General features: G+C 64.0%; 17 protein-coding genes and 2 tRNA genes. 12 read left to right on the top strand and 7 right to left on the bottom strand.

The features are described from left to right. Positions 1-28: 28 nt before the first annotated feature. The 3 genes from FA94_RS05060 to pncB form a co-directional block, all read right to left on the bottom strand. The gene (locus FA94_RS05060; RefSeq protein WP_035547408.1) at positions 29-1,462 is read right to left on the bottom strand and encodes a sodium:proton antiporter; all 1,434 of its coding nucleotides are present in this window, start codon (positions 1,460-1,462) and stop codon (positions 29-31) included. 62 nt (positions 1,463-1,524) lie between these two features. Continuing rightward, positions 1,525-2,187, bottom strand: coding sequence for a LutC/YkgG family protein (locus FA94_RS05065; RefSeq protein WP_035547411.1), 663 nt, complete (start codon positions 2,185-2,187; stop codon positions 1,525-1,527). Between the two features lie 161 nt (positions 2,188-2,348). Continuing rightward, on the bottom strand, positions 2,349-3,545 hold the full coding sequence (gene pncB, locus FA94_RS05070) for a nicotinate phosphoribosyltransferase (RefSeq protein ID WP_035547414.1): 1,197 nt from the start codon (positions 3,543-3,545) through the stop codon (positions 2,349-2,351). Positions 3,546-3,812: 267 nt separating this feature from the next. Here pncB and fdxA point away from each other — a divergent pair, with 267 nt between their 5' ends. The 8 genes from fdxA (at position 3,813) to FA94_RS05110 (ending at position 8,544) form a co-directional block, all read left to right on the top strand. Then, positions 3,813-4,136, top strand: coding sequence for a ferredoxin FdxA (gene fdxA / locus FA94_RS05075; RefSeq protein ID WP_035547417.1), 324 nt, complete (start codon positions 3,813-3,815; stop codon positions 4,134-4,136). 126 nt (positions 4,137-4,262) lie between these two features. Beyond that, positions 4,263-4,338, top strand: a tRNA-Asn gene (locus FA94_RS05080). A 62-nt stretch (positions 4,339-4,400) separates the two neighbouring features. Further along, positions 4,401-4,476 (top strand) — tRNA-Asn (locus tag FA94_RS05085). A 247-nt stretch (positions 4,477-4,723) separates the two neighbouring features. Continuing rightward, on the top strand, positions 4,724-5,200 hold the full coding sequence (locus tag FA94_RS05090) for a CreA family protein (RefSeq protein WP_035547419.1): 477 nt from the start codon (positions 4,724-4,726) through the stop codon (positions 5,198-5,200). A gap of 100 nt (positions 5,201-5,300) precedes the next feature. Continuing rightward, a complete protein-coding gene (locus FA94_RS05095; RefSeq protein ID WP_035547422.1) occupies positions 5,301-6,131 on the top strand; it encodes a helix-turn-helix transcriptional regulator in 831 nt (276 codons plus the stop codon). Positions 6,132-6,292: 161 nt separating this feature from the next. Next, on the top strand, positions 6,293-7,054 hold the full coding sequence (locus tag FA94_RS05100) for an AzlC family ABC transporter permease (protein ID WP_035547426.1): 762 nt from the start codon (positions 6,293-6,295) through the stop codon (positions 7,052-7,054). After that, positions 7,051-7,374, top strand: coding sequence for an AzlD domain-containing protein (locus FA94_RS05105; RefSeq protein ID WP_035547428.1), 324 nt, complete (start codon positions 7,051-7,053; stop codon positions 7,372-7,374). The genes FA94_RS05100 and FA94_RS05105 overlap by 4 nt, the downstream gene beginning before the upstream one ends. A 402-nt stretch (positions 7,375-7,776) precedes the next feature. Next, positions 7,777-8,544 carry a DUF4088 family protein gene (locus FA94_RS05110; protein ID WP_035547431.1) on the top strand — a complete coding sequence of 256 codons (768 nt, stop codon included), beginning with the start codon at positions 7,777-7,779 and terminating at the stop codon, positions 8,542-8,544. Positions 8,545-8,753: 209 nt separating this feature from the next. Here FA94_RS05110 and FA94_RS05115 read toward each other — a convergent pair whose 3' ends face one another. The 3 genes from FA94_RS05115 to FA94_RS05125 all read right to left on the bottom strand — a co-directional run bounded on the left by FA94_RS05115 (position 8,754) and on the right by FA94_RS05125 (position 11,950). Next, positions 8,754-10,973, bottom strand: coding sequence for an ATP-dependent helicase (locus tag FA94_RS05115; RefSeq protein WP_035547434.1), 2,220 nt, complete (start codon positions 10,971-10,973; stop codon positions 8,754-8,756). 63 nt (positions 10,974-11,036) lie between these two features. Further along, on the bottom strand, positions 11,037-11,309 hold the full coding sequence (locus FA94_RS05120; RefSeq protein WP_035547436.1) for a hypothetical protein: 273 nt from the start codon (positions 11,307-11,309) through the stop codon (positions 11,037-11,039). A gap of 203 nt (positions 11,310-11,512) precedes the next feature. Next, on the bottom strand, positions 11,513-11,950 hold the full coding sequence (locus FA94_RS05125; protein ID WP_035547438.1) for a hypothetical protein: 438 nt from the start codon (positions 11,948-11,950) through the stop codon (positions 11,513-11,515). 326 nt (positions 11,951-12,276) lie between these two features. Between FA94_RS05125 and FA94_RS05130 the strand changes: the two genes are divergently transcribed. Further along, positions 12,277-12,495: an RNA-binding S4 domain-containing protein gene (locus FA94_RS05130; RefSeq protein ID WP_035547440.1), complete on the top strand. Its 219-nt coding sequence runs from the start codon at positions 12,277-12,279 to the stop codon at positions 12,493-12,495. Between the two features lie 244 nt (positions 12,496-12,739). Further along, positions 12,740-14,149: an MATE family efflux transporter gene (locus FA94_RS05135; RefSeq protein ID WP_035547443.1), complete on the top strand. Its 1,410-nt coding sequence runs from the start codon at positions 12,740-12,742 to the stop codon at positions 14,147-14,149. 101 nt (positions 14,150-14,250) lie between these two features. Here the strand turns inward: FA94_RS05135 and FA94_RS39350 are convergent, their stop codons facing one another. Then, positions 14,251-14,418 carry a hypothetical protein gene (locus FA94_RS39350; protein WP_156126529.1) on the bottom strand — a complete coding sequence of 56 codons (168 nt, stop codon included), beginning with the start codon at positions 14,416-14,418 and terminating at the stop codon, positions 14,251-14,253. 37 nt (positions 14,419-14,455) lie between these two features. Between FA94_RS39350 and panS the strand changes: the two genes are divergently transcribed. Both panS and FA94_RS05145 read left to right on the top strand, forming a co-directional pair. After that, positions 14,456-15,415: a ketopantoate/pantoate/pantothenate transporter PanS gene (gene panS / locus FA94_RS05140; protein WP_035547446.1), complete on the top strand. Its 960-nt coding sequence runs from the start codon at positions 14,456-14,458 to the stop codon at positions 15,413-15,415. 247 nt (positions 15,416-15,662) lie between these two features. Further along, positions 15,663-17,237, top strand: a complete 1,575-nt coding sequence (locus tag FA94_RS05145; RefSeq protein WP_035549338.1) for a phospholipase D family protein — start codon at positions 15,663-15,665, stop codon at positions 17,235-17,237. Positions 17,238-17,248: the final 11 nt, after the last annotated feature.

Raw genomic sequence — 17,248 nt, forward strand, 5'->3', positions numbered from 1 at the left:
TCGGGTCGGGTTGGTTCGAAACTGTGCGTTAAAAGAACAGCCAGCCGGTCACGAGAAACAGCGGCAGTAACACCGTGCAAGACCAGCCGAGATATGCGAAGAAACTCGGCATACGCACGCCGCGCGATTCCGCGATCGCTTTCACCATGAAGTTCGGCGCATTGCCGATATACGTATTCGCGCCCATGAACACCGCGCCTGCCGAGATGGCGGCGAGCGTGGTGGCCCCGGTGGTCATCAGGGTCTGCGCGTCGCCGCCGGCCAGATTGAAGAACACGAGATAGGTCGGCGCATTGTCGAGAAACGACGACAGCAGGCCGGTGGCCCAGAAGTACATCGCGTCGTGCGGCTGGCCCGACGCGTGGTTGACCAGATCGACGATGCCCGCGAACGCGCCCTCGCGGCCGGCGCGCAGGATCGTGATGACCGGCGCGATCGTCACGAAGATGCCGGCGAACAGCTTGGCCACTTCTTCGATCGGCGCCCAGTTGAAATCGTTGCCGGCGCGCGCCGTGCGCGGCGTCAACACCAGCGAGAGCAACGTCACGCCGATCAGCGCGAGATCGCGCACGGCGTTCTGCAACGCCACGTGCGTACCGAACACGTCGAACTCGATGCCCGGCTTCCACAACCCGCTCATCAACACCAAGCCGATTACCGCGCCGAGCAGCAGAAAATTGATCTTGCCGTCGATACCGAGCGACGGCGAGTCCGGCGTCGGATCGAGAAAGCGCGAACGCTCTTCTTCGCGCCGATGAAAGTAATACGAGTCCAACGCGTAGAACCCGCCGAGCAGCACCGCACAGACAAACAGCATGGGCAGCGCGAGATGCGTGGTGGTCCAGAAGAAACTGACGCCTTGCAGGAAACCGAGGAACAGCGGCGGATCGCCCAACGGCGAGAGCGAACCACCGGCATTCGCCACCAGAAAAATGAAGAACACGACCACGTGGACCACGTGCTTGCGGTTGTCGTTGGCGCGCAGCAACGGACGGATCAACAGCATGGCCGCGCCGGTCGTGCCCATGATGCTCGCCAGCAAGGTGCCGAGCGCGAGGATGCCGGTATTCAGGCGCGGCGTGCCGTGCAGATTACCGCGCACGCAGATGCCACCCGCCACGGTATAGAGCGCCGTGAGCAGCACGATGAACGGAATGTATTCCTCGAGCAACGCATGCACGAGCGCGCCGAACGCCACGCCGGTTCCGAACGTGAGCGCGAACGGCACGAGGAACAGCAGCGCCCACGCTGCCGCGATCTTGCCGAAATGGTGATGCCAGAACGCCGGCGCCACCAGCGGGAACACCGCGATGGACAGCAGCACGCCGGCGAACGGCAAGCCCCACAGCGCGGACAAGGTCGCGCCGTCCAGCGTCGCGGCAGCGGCCGGTTGAGACCAACCCGCCAACGTCGATGCAACAATGGCGAGCGCCATGCTCGCCCAACCGGCGTGCCCTTTCATATTCTTGAAGTCCTTGTTATTACGGTGGCCGCGATGGCCAAAGACACCGATGCGCGCGCTGCTCAGGCGCCTTGCACGACGATCACATGCACCCGGTAAGGCCCATGCGCGCCGAGCACGATGGTCTGTTCGATATCGCCGGTGCGCGATGGCCCGGAGACGAAATTGACCGCGCGCGGCAATTCGCCGCGCTCGCTGCGAATCAGGTCGAAAGCCTCTTCATGACCTGCGACGATGCGCGAAGCCGGCACGATCGCGACGTGCGTTTCCGGCAGCAGACCGGCCGACGCATACGTCTGCGGACCGGACAGCAAAACCAGCGTGCCGGTTTCGGCCGTTGCGCAGAAGCAGCCGGTGAGACCCACCACGTCGCCGTCTCGCGGCTTGCGGAATTCGACGCTGAGGCCGGCTTCGGCCCACTGCAGGTCCTGCAGCGTTTGCCAGGCAATGGCTTGCAACGGCAAAGCGTGCTGCGTGAGATAGCGATGCGCGGCGGCCGGCACCTCGCTCATTGCCTGAACCTGCTCCACCGTGGTCGCCATTTTCTGGGCTTCTTCGATGAAGCGCGCGCTCAGATCGGCCGACATCTCCGGTCGCGGACCCGGCGGATGACGCGCCACGTAATCGGCGGCAGCCTCGCGTTCGGCAGCGGACGGCTCGGGCTCACGCCCTTGCGCTGCGCGGATGCGCGCCAGGATGTTGCGGCGGGCAATCGATGTGTCCATATGCGAAATCCTCGTGTCGACAGCCGTGCAATGTGACGAGGATTATACCGGCCACCCTGCGCGCGAACACCCTGGCCGAACGGCCTATTGCGGGCCGCCGGACGCACGGGCAAAGTAACGGCAACGCAAGACCGGCAGCGGACAGCCGCAGACGAAGCGGCTTACTTCGACACCTCTTCCTCAGGCTGCGCGATGCCGAACACCTGGCGCAGATACGCCAGATAGGCCTTGTCTTCGCACATGTTCTTGCCCGGCGAATCCGACAGCTTGGCCACGGGCTGACCATTGCAGCGAACCATCTTGATGACGATCTGCAGCGGGTTGTAGCCGAGGTCGTTGGTCAGGTTGGTGCCCACGCCGAAGGCCAGTTTGCAGCGGCCGCGGAATCGTTCGTACAACTGCAGCACCTTGGGAATATCAAGGGCGTCGGAGAACACGAGGATCTTGGTGCGCGGGTCGCAGCGATTCTCTTCGTAATGCTTGAGCAGGCGCTCGCCCCAGTCGAACGGATCGCCGGAATCGTGGCGCGCGCCGTCGAACAGCTTGCAGAAGTACATGTCGAAGTCGCGCAGGAAAGCCTGCATGCCGTACACGTCGGAGAGCGCAATCCCCAGGTCGCCGCGATATTCCTTGGCCCACATTTCGAAGCCGAAGATCTGCGAGTCACGCAACCGTGGACCGAGCGCCTGGCAAGCCTGCAGGTATTCGTGCGCCATCGTGCCGAGCGGCGTGAGGCTGTGCTTCATCGCGTAGAAGACGTTGCTGGTGCCGGCGAACTGCTCGCCCAGGCCGTCTTTGAGCGTGAGGATCACTTCCTCGTGCCATTGTTTCGAGAAGCGGCGGCGGGTGCCGTAGTCGGCGATCTTGCAGTCGGCGAATTCCGGGCGGGCGCCCAGCAACTGGATCTTCTCGACAAGACGGCCGCGCCCTTCGCTGTAGTCGGGCTTCTGCTGCGTGTTGCGGAAATAGACTTCGTTGACGATCGCGAGCATCGGGATCTCGAACAGGATCGTATGCAGCCACGGTCCTTTGATCTCGATGTCGATTTCGCCATTGCCCTTCGGCGATGGCTCAATCGAAATGTATTTCTCGTTCAGATGGAACAGCGCGAGAAACTCGATGAAGTCGCCCTTGATGAAGCGCATGCGCCGCAGGTAGTCGAGCTCGTCGTCGGTAAAGCGCAGATCGCACAGCTTGCGCACTTCGTCGCGAATCTCGGCGATATACGGCACGAGATCGACATTCGGCGTACGGCAGCGGAAGCGATATTCCACGTTCGCGGCGGGAAAGTGATGCAACACCACTTGCATCATCGTGAACTTGTACAGATCGGTGTCGAGCAGCGAAGTAATAATCATGATGGTGCGAACTGGACCGCAGGAAGAACGGAAGGCCTGACTCAACCTATGCGCATGCGGCGTGCCCCATGGCCGCCGACCTGACGCATGTTACCCGAATGCACGCGAATTCCGCGTGCCGAAGGACGGCTGTTCAGCCCACCATAAACTAATCACGAAAACGTATAAAAGCCGTAGCCCGATGCTGCAACCGCCTCTTGACGTTACGTTACAATAGCGCTTTTGGCGTATTCGCCTTCCCTGATTCTGCATGCAGGAGCTGCCTGAATGACTCACGTTGTGACCGAAAGCTGCATTAAGTGCCGCTATACCGACTGCGTCGATGTGTGTCCCGTGGACTGCTTTCGCGAAGGTCCCAACTTCCTCGCGATCGACCCCGACGAATGCATCGACTGCGCCGTGTGCGTGGCCGAGTGCCCGGTGAATGCCATTTATGCCGAAGAAGACGTGCCGGGCGACCAGCAGAACTTCATCGAGCTGAACGCCGACCTGGCGAAAAACTGGCCGAGCATCACCAAGACCAAGGCTCCGCTGCCGGAAGCCGACGAGTTCAAGGACATTAAGGAAAAGCTCGAGCTGCTCGCTCGCTGAGCGTGACCGCCTGTCCCCTCGGTTCGGATCTCATGGGTCGATTCAAGTGAAAACGAGCCGCGCAGGGTATTGACAGGCGCTTAAGCTGCTTCTACAATTTCGCTTCTCTGCTGTTTGTTGTTCTGTTCCTCGATAGCTCAGTTGGTAGAGCGCCGGACTGTTAATCCGTAGGTCCCTGGTTCGAGCCCAGGTCGAGGAGCCAAGAATTTCAAAAGCCCGTTAACCAATACGGGCTTTTTTATGTAGATCAAGTTGCACTGCTGTTCCTCGATAGCTCAGTTGGTAGAGCGCCGGACTGTTAATCCGTAGGTCCCTGGTTCGAGCCCAGGTCGAGGAGCCAAAAAATTTGAAAGGCCCGCATTCGTGCGGGCCTTTTTGTTTTTCGACGTGCATTTTGCGAGCCACGCTTCGCTCATCGATCTCAAGATCGCCAACCGCCGCAACCTCCAGCGCTCCAGCACGCCAGCCCATTTGCACCAGCCCTTTCACGGGCGCGCCGTTATACGATGGCGACTTCTGCGCGCGCACTTCGCATCCAACTCGCACGCCTTGTCGCGCTCAACTCACGTGCTCACTTCCGGCAACCCATGAAACCCACCTCGTTGAGCTTCGCCCTTGCAACCGCTGCCGCCCTGCTACTGCCCTCCGCGCACGGCGAAGAAGTCGGCAGCGTCAATACCAACTTCCGCATCACCGGTTCCGATCGCGTCGTGGTCGAAGCGTACGACGATCCGATCGTCCAGGGCGTGACCTGCTATGTGTCGCGAGCGCGAACCGGTGGCGTCAAGGGCACGCTCGGTATCGCCGAAGATCCGACCGAGGCGTCCATCGCCTGCCGTCAGGTCGGCGCGATCCATTTCACCGGACCGCTCAAGCAACAGGCCGATGTGTTCTCGGTGAGCATGTCGCTGATCTTCAAATCGCTGCACGTGGTGCGGGTGGTCGACGCGAAGCGCAATACGCTGGTGTATCTCACGTACAGCGACCGGGTGGTCAGCGGCAGCGCGAAAAACAGCGTGAGCGCCGTGCCGATGCCGGCCGGCACCACGATCCCGCTCAAGTAGCCCGCCGTCCTACGGCAAAACGCGATCGGCCGACGCGCTGTCAGATTGGGCGGCCGCGCTCACGTCGCGCTACACTGAACGGCCCCGCCGAAGATTCATCATGACCGCCGCCCATCGCTTCCAGAATTCCGCCCGCTACTGGCGCACGCCGCTTTTGCCCGGCGCGGATCTGGTCACCGCCGAATATCACGACCACGAGTTCGCGCCGCATTGGCACGACGCGTACACGATCCCGGTGATCGTCGCGGGCGCCGAGGGCTATCGGTATCGCGGCGCCTACCATGTGGCCGAGGCCGGCACCGTGCCGATCATCAATCCCGGTGAACTGCATACCGGTTCGAAGGCGATCGAGGCCGGCTGGCGCTATCGCGTGATCTATGCGCCGGTGGATTTCATTCACGACCTCGCGAACGAAGTCACCGGCAAGCCGCAGGCGTTGCCATGGTTCGAGCCGGGCGTGATCCGCGATCCCGATCTGGCGAGACGGCTCGCGCAAGCGCATCGTTTGCTCGAAGCGGGCAGCGACCCACTCGCCGCCGAAGCCGCCATGCTCGACGCCGTGTCCATGCTGCTGGTTCGCTACTCGCAAACGCAAGCGGGGCCCGCACGCCTCGCTACCGACGACACTCGCGTCGCGCTCATGAAAGAGCGTCTGACAGGAGACCTCGTCGAGGCCGTCGCGCTCGCCGACCTGGCGCGCGCGGCGGGGCTTTCGCCGTTTCACGCGGCGCGCCTGTTCACGCAGACCACTGGCCTGCCGCCCCATGCATGGCGCAATCAGGTGCGCTTGCAGCGCGCGCTGGCACCGTTGCGCGCGGGCGTGTCGGTCACGGATGTCGCCGCGGCCAGCGGCTTTACCGATCAGAGCCATTTCACGCGGCACTTCCGGCGCATGTTCGGCGTGCCGCCCGGACGCTGGCAAGGCGTTTGAGCGTAACGGCAGCGACAGCGGCTCACCGGCCGGGCTAACCGTCTCACCGCTTCAGCCTCCGTCACGCCGTTCCACCTTTTGCATAAGGCGCCCCCGCCGCAAGAACGTACAAGCCCCACCCACCCGCCTCCCGCTATGCTTCCCGCACCAAGGAGGCAAGATTGACCCATTCCACCCCGGCCCAGCCCACCCGCACAGGCCATTTCAAAGCATTCATCGCCGGCGCGCGCGACATCATTCCGATGATGGTCGGCGCCGCGCCCTTCGGCGTCATTTTCGGCACGCTCGTCGCCTCCGGCCCGCTGCATCTGTGGCACGGCCAGTTGATGTCGCTAGTCGTGTTCGCCGGCTCCGCGCAGTTCATCGCGCTTGGCCTGATCGCCGGTCATGCGAGTTTCGCGGTGATCTGGGCGACCACCCTGGTCGTCAATCTGCGTCACGTGCTGTATAGCGCGACGCTCGCGCCGCACGTCGCGCATCTGTCGACACGCTGGCGCTGGGCGCTCGGTGCGCTGCTCACGGACGAAGTCTTCGCGGTCGCGTGGGAGCACTACCGCCATAAGGAACCCGGCACCGTCGGTCCGCACTACTTCTTCGGCGCCGGTCTCGCGATGTACCTGAACTGGCAGCTCTGGACCGCCGCCGGCCTGCTGTTCGGCGCGGCATTCCCCGGCCTGCAATCGCTCGGGCTCGATTTCGCGATGGTCGCCACCTTCATCGCGATCGTCGTGCCACAGCTCGTCGCACTGCGCTACATCGCCGCCGCCGTCACGGCGGGCACGCTGGCCTTCTTCTGGCAGGCATGGCCGTACAAGCTCGGCCTGCTCGGCGCCGTATTCGCGGGCGTCGCGGTCGGCGTGCTGCTGTCAATGCCGCGTCCCAACCCGCGCGGCACACGCGGCAACGCGGAGGCGTCGCGATGAACTACGTCGCCCTGATCCTCGGCATGGCGCTCATCACGTGGGTGATCCGCGCCGCCGTCTTCGTGCTCGGCGACCGGCTGGTGTTTCCGCCGCTCGTGCGCACCGCCCTCGGCTTCGTACCGGTGACGGTGCTGACCGCGATCATCGTGCCGATGGCGGTTTCGCCGCACGGCACCCAGGCCGAACTGAGCTGGCGCAATCCGCAACTGGTCGGCGCACTCGCCGCCGTCCTGGTGAGCGCGCTGACACGGCGCCCGCTCCTGACCATCGCGGTCGGGCTGGCGGTCTTTTTTGTCTGGCAATTGGTCGTGCTTAAATAGCCGGGCGCCGCCGTCGAGCCCGCATTGACGACGGTGGCTTGCCTGTCGAACGATCGAGTGCCCAGCGCCATGACGCCTTTGCCGCGAACGGCACCGGCAGGGAAGTACGGCAATCCGACACGGCAACCCAGGCGCAGCAAAGCACGCACGGCAAACGTCGGGCATGAACGGGTTGGGCGATGCTTCCTTCTAATGCCGGCTCCCATCGGCCGTATACCCTTAAGTTTCCCCTGAATCCGCCGATATGAAGTCGAGGTCCGCACATCGGGATATGACGTCCCGCTGGTGACGCGGCAACAGGCAGGAAGCAATCGCGCCGGCATCACGGGTCGCGTCTCACCCGGTCCATGGGCGGCCGGATGACACGACGAAGCCGCGCGGCAGGACCAAACGGGATAACACATGGGTCAAATCACCCTCACGCTCAAAGACGAGACCATTGCGACGCTGCGCAAGGATTTCGACGCTTTTCTGCGGGTTTCGCTGAAGCTCGATCCGCAGTTCGCGACGCCATCTTTCGAGGATTTCTTACGCGCCAAGTTGCTCGACAACATGGTGCCGCTGACCGAACACGCCGTGCAGCGGATGCTGCAAGGCGGCCAGTACGCATGGGCCAAACGCACGCTGGACAAGGAATTCCCGGATGTCGTCGCGATTCTGATGCGGCAGGCGGGCGAATTCGGCTTCGGCTTCGCGGCGCGTTCGGAATGGACGCCGGAAGAGCTCGCCAAGCAGTGCCGCGACTGGGCGGCGGCGATCGTCAAGGAAGCTGAAGGCGATGCCGCGCTGATCGATCCGCTCGCGGCGCAGATCAAGAGCGCCGCGCAGGACATTCAGGCGCTGGAAGAAGTGATGCAAACGCCGGCCTGGCGGTTGGTGGAATCGCTGCGTCAGCGCGTGTACGAAGCGAAGGTGGCGTGCGAAACCGGCGTGGGCAGCACGGCACGCGAGAAGCTCGGCGAACTGCGTGGGCTGCTGCGGCTGGGCATTTCGCACGGCTCGTTCCAGAAGCAGGAAGCGCAGCAGATCATGGAATATTTGCGCCTGCTCAAGCCGGAGATTTTCGTCGAAGAGCCGTATGACGTGTTTTCGCGGCTGGCGGCCTGGCTGCGCAATTTCTTCGTGCCGCCGCGTCCGGCGCCGCAACAGCAGCAACGGCAGTCGCGCTAAGGGTTGGTGGCGGTTTGGGGCCGATGGGCTAACGGCTCAAACCGCCAAATACAGGAGGCCGGCCGTTAGCGGCCTGCGCCGGCCGCCCGAGGTATCAAGCCTCGGGCCACGGCCTAAGGCATCAGGCCTCACCAGATGGCAGCGGACAAAATAGGCCGTCGTCACGAGGCCCACCAGTCAGCTGCGCCAAAGAGCGCACCTCAGCGCCCTCAATCCCACATCTTCCTCAGCTTCGCCCCAATCTCGATCTTCGCCAGCGCTGCGGCGGCGAGCCCCGCCGCCGTGGGCGCGCTCGGGATCGCCACACGCGGCCACGCATAGGCATCGAACAGCGGCATCAGATGCGCGGGGATGAAGCGCGTGCGCGACGCCCACACGTGACGGTCGCCCATATGCGTCTGGTTGTGCACGTAGAAACGCTGCGGCACGACGATATGCAGATCCTCTTTCGCCCGCGTCATCGCCACGTAAAGCAGGCGCCGCTCTTCGTCGATTTCCTCTTCGCTGCCAGTGCCGAGATCGGACGGAATGCAACCGTCGACGCCGTTCAGCACGAACACATTGCGCCATTCCTGCCCCTTCGCCGAATGAATCGTCGATAGGATCAGATAGTCTTCGTCGAGCAGCGGGACGCCGGATTCACCGCTGGTGGCGTCGGGCGGGTCGAGCGTCAACTCGGTCAGAAAGCGTTCTCGCGACGGATACGTGCCCGCGATGCTCTCCATCTGCAACACATCCGCGTGACGGATCGCTGCGTCCTCGTGATTGCGCTCCAGATGCGGCTCGTACCAGCGCCGCACCATTTCGAATTCGGACGGCCACGGCGTCTGGCGACCGTACACGCTCGACATCAGTTTCACGAACGGATGCCAGTCTTCCTGCGCGCGAGCCGGCGCGGTGAACGCGGCCAGCGCGCCGCCGGCGGTGTCGGCGGGATTGCCGGCGCCCGCGCGCGCGGCGATCTCGTCGAGCACTTTCGCGGCGGTGGCCGGCCCGACGCCGGGCAGCAACTGCACGACGCGGAACCCGGCGACGCGGTCGCGCGGATTCTCCGCCCAGCGCAGCACCGCGAGCACGTCCTTGACGTGGACCGAATCGAGAAACTTCAGGCCGCCGAACTTCACGAACGGAATGTTGCGTCGGGTCAGTTCGATCTCCAGCGCGGCGCTGTGGTGTGCGGCGCGGAACAGCACCGCCTGGGATTTGAGCTTCATGCCCTGCTCGCGCGCGTCGAGCACCTGTTCGACGATGTAGCGCGCCTGATCGGCTTCGTCGGCGACCGTGACGAGGCGCGGGCGTTGCGCCGACGCCTTGTCGGTCCACAGATTCTTCGTGTAGCGCTCGCTGGCCAGCTCGATCACCGCATTCGACGCCGCGAGAATCGGCGCGGTCGACCGGTAGTTGCGTTCGAGCGTGACCTGACGCGCCGGTGGATCGAATTGCGCCGGAAAGTCGAGAATATTGAGCACGGTCGCGCCGCGAAACGAATAGATCGACTGGGCGTCGTCACCGACCACGGTCAGGCCGCGGCCGTCAGGCTTCAGGGCGAGCAGGATCGACGCCTGCAGACGGTTGGTGTCCTGATACTCGTCGACCAGCACGTGATCGAAGCGCCCCGACAGATCCGCCGCGATGGCCGGCTCGGCGGCCATATGCGCCCAGTAGAGCAACAGATCGTCGTAATCGAGCACGCTCTGCTTCTGTTTCGCGTCGACGTAAGCGGCGAACAGCCGGCGCAGATCGTCCTCCCACTCGCGGCACCAAGGAAACGCGCTATCGAGCACATGCGCCAACGACGCGCCGGTGTTCACCACACGCGAATAAATGGCGAAACAGGTGCCTTTGGCCGGGAAACGCCGCTCTTTCGCGGATAACCCGAGCTCGTGGCGCACCAGATTCATCAGGTCGGCGGAATCCTCGCGGTCGTTGATCGTGAAGGCCGGCGCGAGGCCGATCAGATCCGCGTATTCGCGCAGCAGCCGCGCGCCGACGCTGTGGAACGTGCCCGACCACGTCAGCCCTTGCGCGAGCGCGGCGCGAGCACCGAGTGCCGCGCCGGCAATGCGTGTGACCCGGCGCGTCATTTCGAGCGCCGCCCGGCGGGAAAAGGTCAGCAGCAGAATGCGGCGCGGATCGGCGCCTTTCACGACGAGGTTGGCAACGCGGTGCGCGAGCGTGTTGGTCTTGCCGGAGCCCGCGCCTGCGATCACCAGTAACGCGCCCGGCGGCGCATCAGGCGTGTCGGCGCCATGTTCGACGGCTTCGCGCTGCGCGTCGTTGAGCTTGGCCAGCCAGGCGGCGGCATCCGCTGCGTCGGATGAACCGGACGCTGCGGACGTATCGGACGGCGGCGGAGAGTCGGCGACGGAGAGCACGTGGATTCGGGCGCTGAAGTGAATGGAGGATGGCGACGCATACTGTATATCCATACAACCGTCACAGACAAGCGACCCTTATTTCGGGTCGCCTCCCTCAACGCCGAAGCGCGCCAGTTACTGCTTCTTCGCGTCCTTCACGTTAGCGTCGGCATTCGCCTTATCGGCGTCGGCCTGCGCGTCGGTTTTCTTCTTGTCCGCCTTGGCTTGCGCGACGGACGCCTTCTTGTCCGCCTTCGATTGTTCTTTCGCAGCCTTCTTGTCGGCATGCGTCACGGGCGCGGCGGCCGGATCGCTCGCCTGCGCGAACGCCACGGACGCCATGGACGACAGGCACCCCGCGATCAGCGCGGCGTAGATCTGTTTTCTGGTCGATTGGGCAATGCTCATTCGATACCTCCGTACAACGGGATTTGAGTCATCGTGGCCATCAATCTGGCCACGATGCCCTGCGGCAGAATCTGCCTGGCCAAAGCCCGGTGATTCAAAATTTAAAAACCGAAGCGGCCGGGCGCGACAGCGGAAAACGCCGCCGCCCGGCCGCTTCTTCACCAAGCCCGACCAACCTGGCGAGTTAGCGACTTAGTGGTGACTTAGTGCTTCACATCGCTGCCATCGGACTGATCGCCCGTCTGGCCTTGCATGTTCATCTTCATTTCGTTGTTGGCGGTTTGCTTATCCGCCTTCTGGTTGATCTTGGCGTCGCGCACCTGATCTTTGTACTGCGCCTTGGCGGCCTTCTGCTGATCCTTCAGCTCCGTCTTGGACGCCTTCTTCGACGCACGGTATTCGGCGTTCGCCTTGGCGTTGGCATCGCGCTTCTGCACCAGCGGATCGGTCGAGCCCGGCGCGGTCAGACGGGTCGGCGCCGGCGTCACCGGCTGCACGCCGGCGGCGGCGGGCGCTGCTTGCATCTGCATCTGAGCCTGGCCGTCCGCACCTGCGGCCGGCTGCGCGGTCTGCGCGACAGCGGCAGTCGCGGCGAAAGCAGTCAGGGCGGTACCGATCAGAAGTGTACGAATCTGGGTCATGGCTAAATCCTCTCTAAAGTTGTTGTGACCGGACGTCTTATCTGGCTTCGCGCCGTGCCAACCCGTCGTGACGGATCTTTCGCGCAAAAACCTATGCTTCGGCCGGCCTTCTCGTTGCGGGACAAATCCAGCAAGCTTCCCTACTGAGATCCACTTTACGAGTGAAATTCGTAATCCGCGAACGCTGTTACGGAACGTTTCACTTTCCGACAATTACATAACATCTGCTTGCAAAAACCTACACAAGGCCCGCGTACAGCGCGGGCTTCATCCAGGGCAAGCTTCTGGCTTATGATGCGAACCCTTTGCCTGAAGGTGCAAACGCCATGCCCAACCTCGATTTCACGCTCACCGGCGATTACGTCGAATTGCACAATCTCCTGAAGATAACGGGCTTGGCGGAGAGCGGCGGGCAAGCCAAAATGATGGTCGGCGACGGCGCGGTTACTGTCGATGGACGGGTCGAGACGCGTAAAACCTGCAAAATCCGCGCAGGCCAGGTGGTGCTGTTCGGCGACACACGCATCGCGGTTCACGAAGCCTGACGACTCCCTCTTCGTTATCCACGGTCCACGGTCCGGAAATTCGGAGGGCCGTACGCACCAAAATTGTGCTTCTTTGATCGACAGCGCCGCGCCTAAGCAATAAGCTGTCAGATTCGACAGACAACAAACGGCTGGCTAGCCGAGCCGCCGCTCCTCGCCGTTTGGTCACCGCCCGCCCCGCTCGCGAACGCTGCAGCGCGCGCCGGCCGTGACCCGGTCGCCACTTTCGCCGCCAGGCGCTTCCATGACTCAGTCCAGCTTCACCCGGGTGGCCTCCCGGCCGCCGACGCTTTCCCGCCATGCCGCCGACACCGCCCGGCTCGCCGCGCCGCTCGCGATCTCCCAGCTCGCGCAAATGGCCATGGCGGTCACCGATACGATCCTGCTCGGCTCGCTCGGCCCCGACGCGCTCGCCGCCGGCGGCCTCGGCGCGAACCTGTTTTTCGTCGTGGTCACGCTGTTGCAAGGCGTGCTGACCTCCGTCAGCGTGAGCGTGTCGCATGCGCGCGGCGCTCAGGACGAAAGCCGCGTGCCGCATATCTACTGGACCGGCCTCGTGCTGTCGGTGCTGCTGTCGGTGCCGGCGTTCTTTCTGCTGTCGTTCGCCACGCCGATCCTGCTGGCGTTCGGCGAGCCCACGCTGCTCGCGCACAACGTCGGCGAATATGCGTCCGTATTGCGCTGGGGCTCGCTCGGCAGCCTGATCGGCGTCGGCCTGATGCGCTCGTTCCTGCCGGCGATCGGCGCGGCGAAGCGGCTGCTGTGGGTGTCGCTCGTGAGCGTCGTCGTGAACGGCTTTCTCAACTACGGCTTGATCCACGGCGCCTACGGTTTGCCGCGGCTCGGCTTTCTCGGCTCGGCGGCCGCGACCTCGATCACCGTCTGGCTGAGCGCGCTGGTGCTGATGGCGCTGCTGCATTTGCGGCCGCGCTACCGTCACTTCGTCGTCGCGACACGGCCGAACGTACCGTTGATGGGTGAACTGTTCGGCATCGGCTGGCCGGTGGCGATCACCTACGGCGTCGAGTCGACGCTGTTTCTCGCCACGGGTCTGATGGTCGGCCTGCTGGGCGAATCGCAACTGGCCGCGCATCAGATCGCGCTGAACGTGGCGTCGGTGGCCTTCATGGTGCCGCTCGCAATCGGCCAGGCGGGCAACGTGCGGGTCGGCTTCTGGTCCGGCGCCGGGCAGCCGCTCGCCGCGCGTCACGCCGGGTTCGTCGCGCTGGCGCTCGGCGTGGGCTTCATGACGCTGTCGGGCATCGTGCTGATCGCGGCGCCGCATTGGATCGTCGGTCTGTATCTGCATCTCGACGATCCGGCCAACGCGGCCACGGTCAAACTGGCGAGTTCGCTGCTCGGCGTAGCGGCGATCTTCCAGATCGTCGACGGCATGCAGACGGTCGGCTCCGGCTGTCTGCGCGGGCTGAAGGACACGCGCGTGCCGATGATCGCCGCGGCGTTCGGCTACTGGGTGATCGGTTTTCCGACCGGCTACACGCTGGCGTTTCACTTCGGGCTCGGCGCGCTTGGCCTGTGGTGGGGACTGGCGGCGGGGCTCGCGAGCGTCGCCTTGCTGATGACGCTGCGCTTTCATAAGCTGAGCTTGCGGCAGGTGCCGGTTGAAGCGGGGACGACGGGTCCATCCGCTTAAGTTGATGTCGCGCGGCTGGTTGCACGCGCAACCATCGCCGCGCGAAAACCCCGCGGTAAAAGGTAAAATGCGCGCTCGGCCGCGTCCGCGCACACCCACGCCTACGCGCCGCTAATCTGCCCGCGCGCCTCACGAAGGCCCGCGCCGCCCGCCAGCGCCTCACCCGCTTTCAGCGGCTCGCCGTAACACCCGCGGCCGACATCCGCCTGCACGCCGCAATCACGGCGCGCCGCCCGACCGATCTCGCTGCTCGCCATAAAACACGCCATTACCCGCGCCATAAAACACAATCAAGGACCACCCGTCATGCTCGCCCGCGTCACCCGTCTCTTTCCGCTCTGGGCCGTGTTCGTGTCGATCGCCGCATACAGTTCGCCCGCGTCGTTCGCCGGCATCGCGCCGCACGTCACCACGCTGCTCACCATCATCATGCTGGCCATGGGCGTCACGCTTTCCGTCGCCGATTTCCAGCGCGTTTTCACGCGGCCTGCGCCGGTGGTGGCCGGTATCGTGCTGCACTATCTCGTGATGCCGCTCGCCGCCTGGGTCATCGCGAAGGCCTTGCGCATGCCGCCCGATCTGACCGCCGGCATGGTGCTGGTCGGTAGCGTGGCGAGCGGCACGGCGTCGAACGTGATGATTTATCTGGCGCGCGGCGACGTCGCGTTGTCGGTGACGATCAGCGCGCTGTCGACCCTCGTCGGCGTGTTCGCGACGCCGCTGCTCACGCGTCTGTATGTGGACGCGTCGATCGTCGTCGATGTGCACGGCATGCTGATGAGCATCCTGCAGATCGTCGCGCTGCCGATCGTGATCGGCCTCGTCGTCAATCATCTGTTCGGCAAGGTCGTGCGCAAGATCGAACCGATCCTGCCGCTGATCTCGATGGTCGCGATCATCCTGATCATCGGCGCGGTGGTGGGCGGCACGCAGAAGAGCATTGCGTCGGTCGGCCTCGTGGTGATGCTGGGCGTGGTGCTGCATAACGGCATCGGCCTGCTCGGCGGCTATTGGGGCGGGCGTCTGCTCGGCTTCGATGAAGCCGTCTGCCGTACGCTCGCAATCGAAGTCGGCATGCAGAATTCCGGCCTCGCGGCCACGCTCGGCAAGCTGTATTTCACGCCGATCGCCGCGCTGCCCGGCGCGCTGTTTTCGGTGTGGCACAACCTCTCCGGCTCACTGCTCGCGGGCTATTGGGCAGGACGTCCGGCGAAGGGTTCGACGCATCCGGATGGCGAACGCGTGCTGAACGCCGAACGCGGCTAATCCCCTCGCCGGCATGCGGGCGAACCAGGCCCAGGCCCGCAATTCCCCTTAGAATGCATTTCTCGACAGCGCAGGCCAACGCCTGCGCTGTCGCCATGAGAAGCCTGCGTTCAAGGGAGAAGCCAGCGTGCCGTGGCATCAAAAACAGAAGCAGAACCAGAACCCAAGCCCGACCGCACCGCAACGCCAGCAAGCGTCGAGCACCTCCCACAGAAAATCGGCGTGGGCGGCAAGCGGGCATTTCTTCCTGCTGTGCTTCGCAACGGCATTCCTGACCGCTTGCGCCACCAAGCCTCCCGCCACCGCGTTCGACCGTCAGGTCACTCACGCGCTCCCCGTCACCGAAACCACACCGCTGCATACCGCGCTTGCGCCGCTCGAAGCCGCGCATCCGAACGAGTCCGGTTTTCGCGTGCTGTCGAGCGGCACCGACGCATTGCAGATGCGCATCGCACTCGCGCGCGCGGCGACGAAAACGCTCGACATGCAGTACTACATCGCCAACGAGGACACCACCGGCAAGCTGTTGCTCGGCGCCGCACTGTACGCGGCGGACCATGGCGTGCGCGTGCGCATGCTGGTCGACGATCTGAACTTCAAGGACATCGATCAGGTCATGGCGGGTTTGAACTCGCACGACAACATCGAGATTCGCGTGTTCAATCCGTTCGGCAGCGCGCAGCAAGGCGTGTTCGAACGCACAACGAACCTGTTCACGCAGATCGGCCACTTCACGCGCCGCATGCATAACAAGGCGATGATCGCGGACAACCAGCTGGCGATCGTCGGCGGCCGCAATCTCGGCGACGAATACTTCAGCGCCAGCGAAACGCTGCAATTCCGCGATCTCGACGTGCTCGCCGCGGGCCCGATCACCGCCGACGTCTCCGCCAGTTTCGACGACTACTGGAACAGCAGCATTGCCTATCCGCTGCGCGCGCTGAACCATCAGAAGTTCGACGCGAAAGAACTCGACGAGACGCGCGACGACTTGCGTCAGCACTGGCGCGAGAACGCCGATCCGTACAACGCGAAGCCGCTGAACGCAACGCCGCTCGCCACGCAAATCGCCAACGACCAGCTCGGTCTGACGTGGGCGCCGGCCGAATTCAAGGCGGATTTGCCGGAGAAAATCGTGCACCCGTCGCCGGACTATGTGAGCCCGCCGATGCAACGCCTCACCGAACTGATGCACGACGCGCAGAAAGATTTTCTGATCATTTCGCCGTACTTCGTGCCGCACGAATCCGGCGTCGAGGCGGCGGGCGTGCTGACGCATCGCGGCGTGCGGATCGCCGTGCTGACGAACTCGCTAGCCGCCACCGACGCGGTCGCCGTGCAAGCCGGCTACAGTCCGTTTCGCGTGCCGCTGCTGCAGCAAGGCGTCGAACTGTACGAATTCAAACCGCAGCAGAAAACGCCGCGCGCGGGGATTGCCGGGTCGCGTTCGCGCGCCAGCCTGCATGCCAAAACCTACGTGATCGATCACAAGATTCTGGTGATCGGCTCGATGAATCTCGACCCGCGGTCGGCCAATCTGAACACCGAACTGGCGCTGGTGATTCATAGCGCGCCGCTCGCCGAACAGGTCGCGCAAATCTTCGAGCGCGCCATCGCGCCCGAGGTCAGTTACCGCGTGACGCTGGCCGATAGCGCGCAGCTCGCGTATCTGCGTTCGATCGGCGCGCCGCTGTCGCCGCTGGTGTGGACCGATGTCGAAAACGGCACACGCCGCACCTACATTTTCGATCCGCAAGCGGGTTTGTACCGGAACGCGCTAACGGGTCTATTCTCCCTATTGCCTGTCAACGCAGAACTTTGAAAAGCGGAGTT

The sequence above is a fragment of the Burkholderia sp. 9120 genome (assembly GCF_000745015.1).
GTDB lineage: Bacteria > Pseudomonadota > Gammaproteobacteria > Burkholderiales > Burkholderiaceae > Paraburkholderia.

Coding starts and splice junctions, on each gene's coding strand:
- FA94_RS05060 (WP_035547408.1), bottom strand. CDS start 1,462: ATGAAAGGGCACGCCGGTTGGGCGAGCATGGCGCTCGCCATTGTTGCA.
- FA94_RS05065 (WP_035547411.1), bottom strand. CDS start 2,187: ATGGACACATCGATTGCCCGCCGCAACATCCTGGCGCGCATCCGCGCA.
- pncB (WP_035547414.1), bottom strand. CDS start 3,545: ATGATTATTACTTCGCTGCTCGACACCGATCTGTACAAGTTCACGATG.
- fdxA (WP_035547417.1), top strand. CDS start 3,813: ATGACTCACGTTGTGACCGAAAGCTGCATTAAGTGCCGCTATACCGAC.
- FA94_RS05090 (WP_035547419.1), top strand. CDS start 4,724: ATGAAACCCACCTCGTTGAGCTTCGCCCTTGCAACCGCTGCCGCCCTG.
- FA94_RS05095 (WP_035547422.1), top strand. CDS start 5,301: ATGACCGCCGCCCATCGCTTCCAGAATTCCGCCCGCTACTGGCGCACG.
- FA94_RS05105 (WP_035547428.1), top strand. CDS start 7,051: ATGAACTACGTCGCCCTGATCCTCGGCATGGCGCTCATCACGTGGGTG.
- FA94_RS05110 (WP_035547431.1), top strand. CDS start 7,777: ATGGGTCAAATCACCCTCACGCTCAAAGACGAGACCATTGCGACGCTG.
- FA94_RS05115 (WP_035547434.1), bottom strand. CDS start 10,973: ATGGATATACAGTATGCGTCGCCATCCTCCATTCACTTCAGCGCCCGA.
- FA94_RS05120 (WP_035547436.1), bottom strand. CDS start 11,309: ATGAGCATTGCCCAATCGACCAGAAAACAGATCTACGCCGCGCTGATC.
- FA94_RS05125 (WP_035547438.1), bottom strand. CDS start 11,950: ATGACCCAGATTCGTACACTTCTGATCGGTACCGCCCTGACTGCTTTC.
- FA94_RS05130 (WP_035547440.1), top strand. CDS start 12,277: ATGCCCAACCTCGATTTCACGCTCACCGGCGATTACGTCGAATTGCAC.
- FA94_RS05135 (WP_035547443.1), top strand. CDS start 12,740: ATGACTCAGTCCAGCTTCACCCGGGTGGCCTCCCGGCCGCCGACGCTT.
- FA94_RS39350 (WP_156126529.1), bottom strand. CDS start 14,418: ATGGCGTGTTTTATGGCGAGCAGCGAGATCGGTCGGGCGGCGCGCCGT.
- panS (WP_035547446.1), top strand. CDS start 14,456: ATGCTCGCCCGCGTCACCCGTCTCTTTCCGCTCTGGGCCGTGTTCGTG.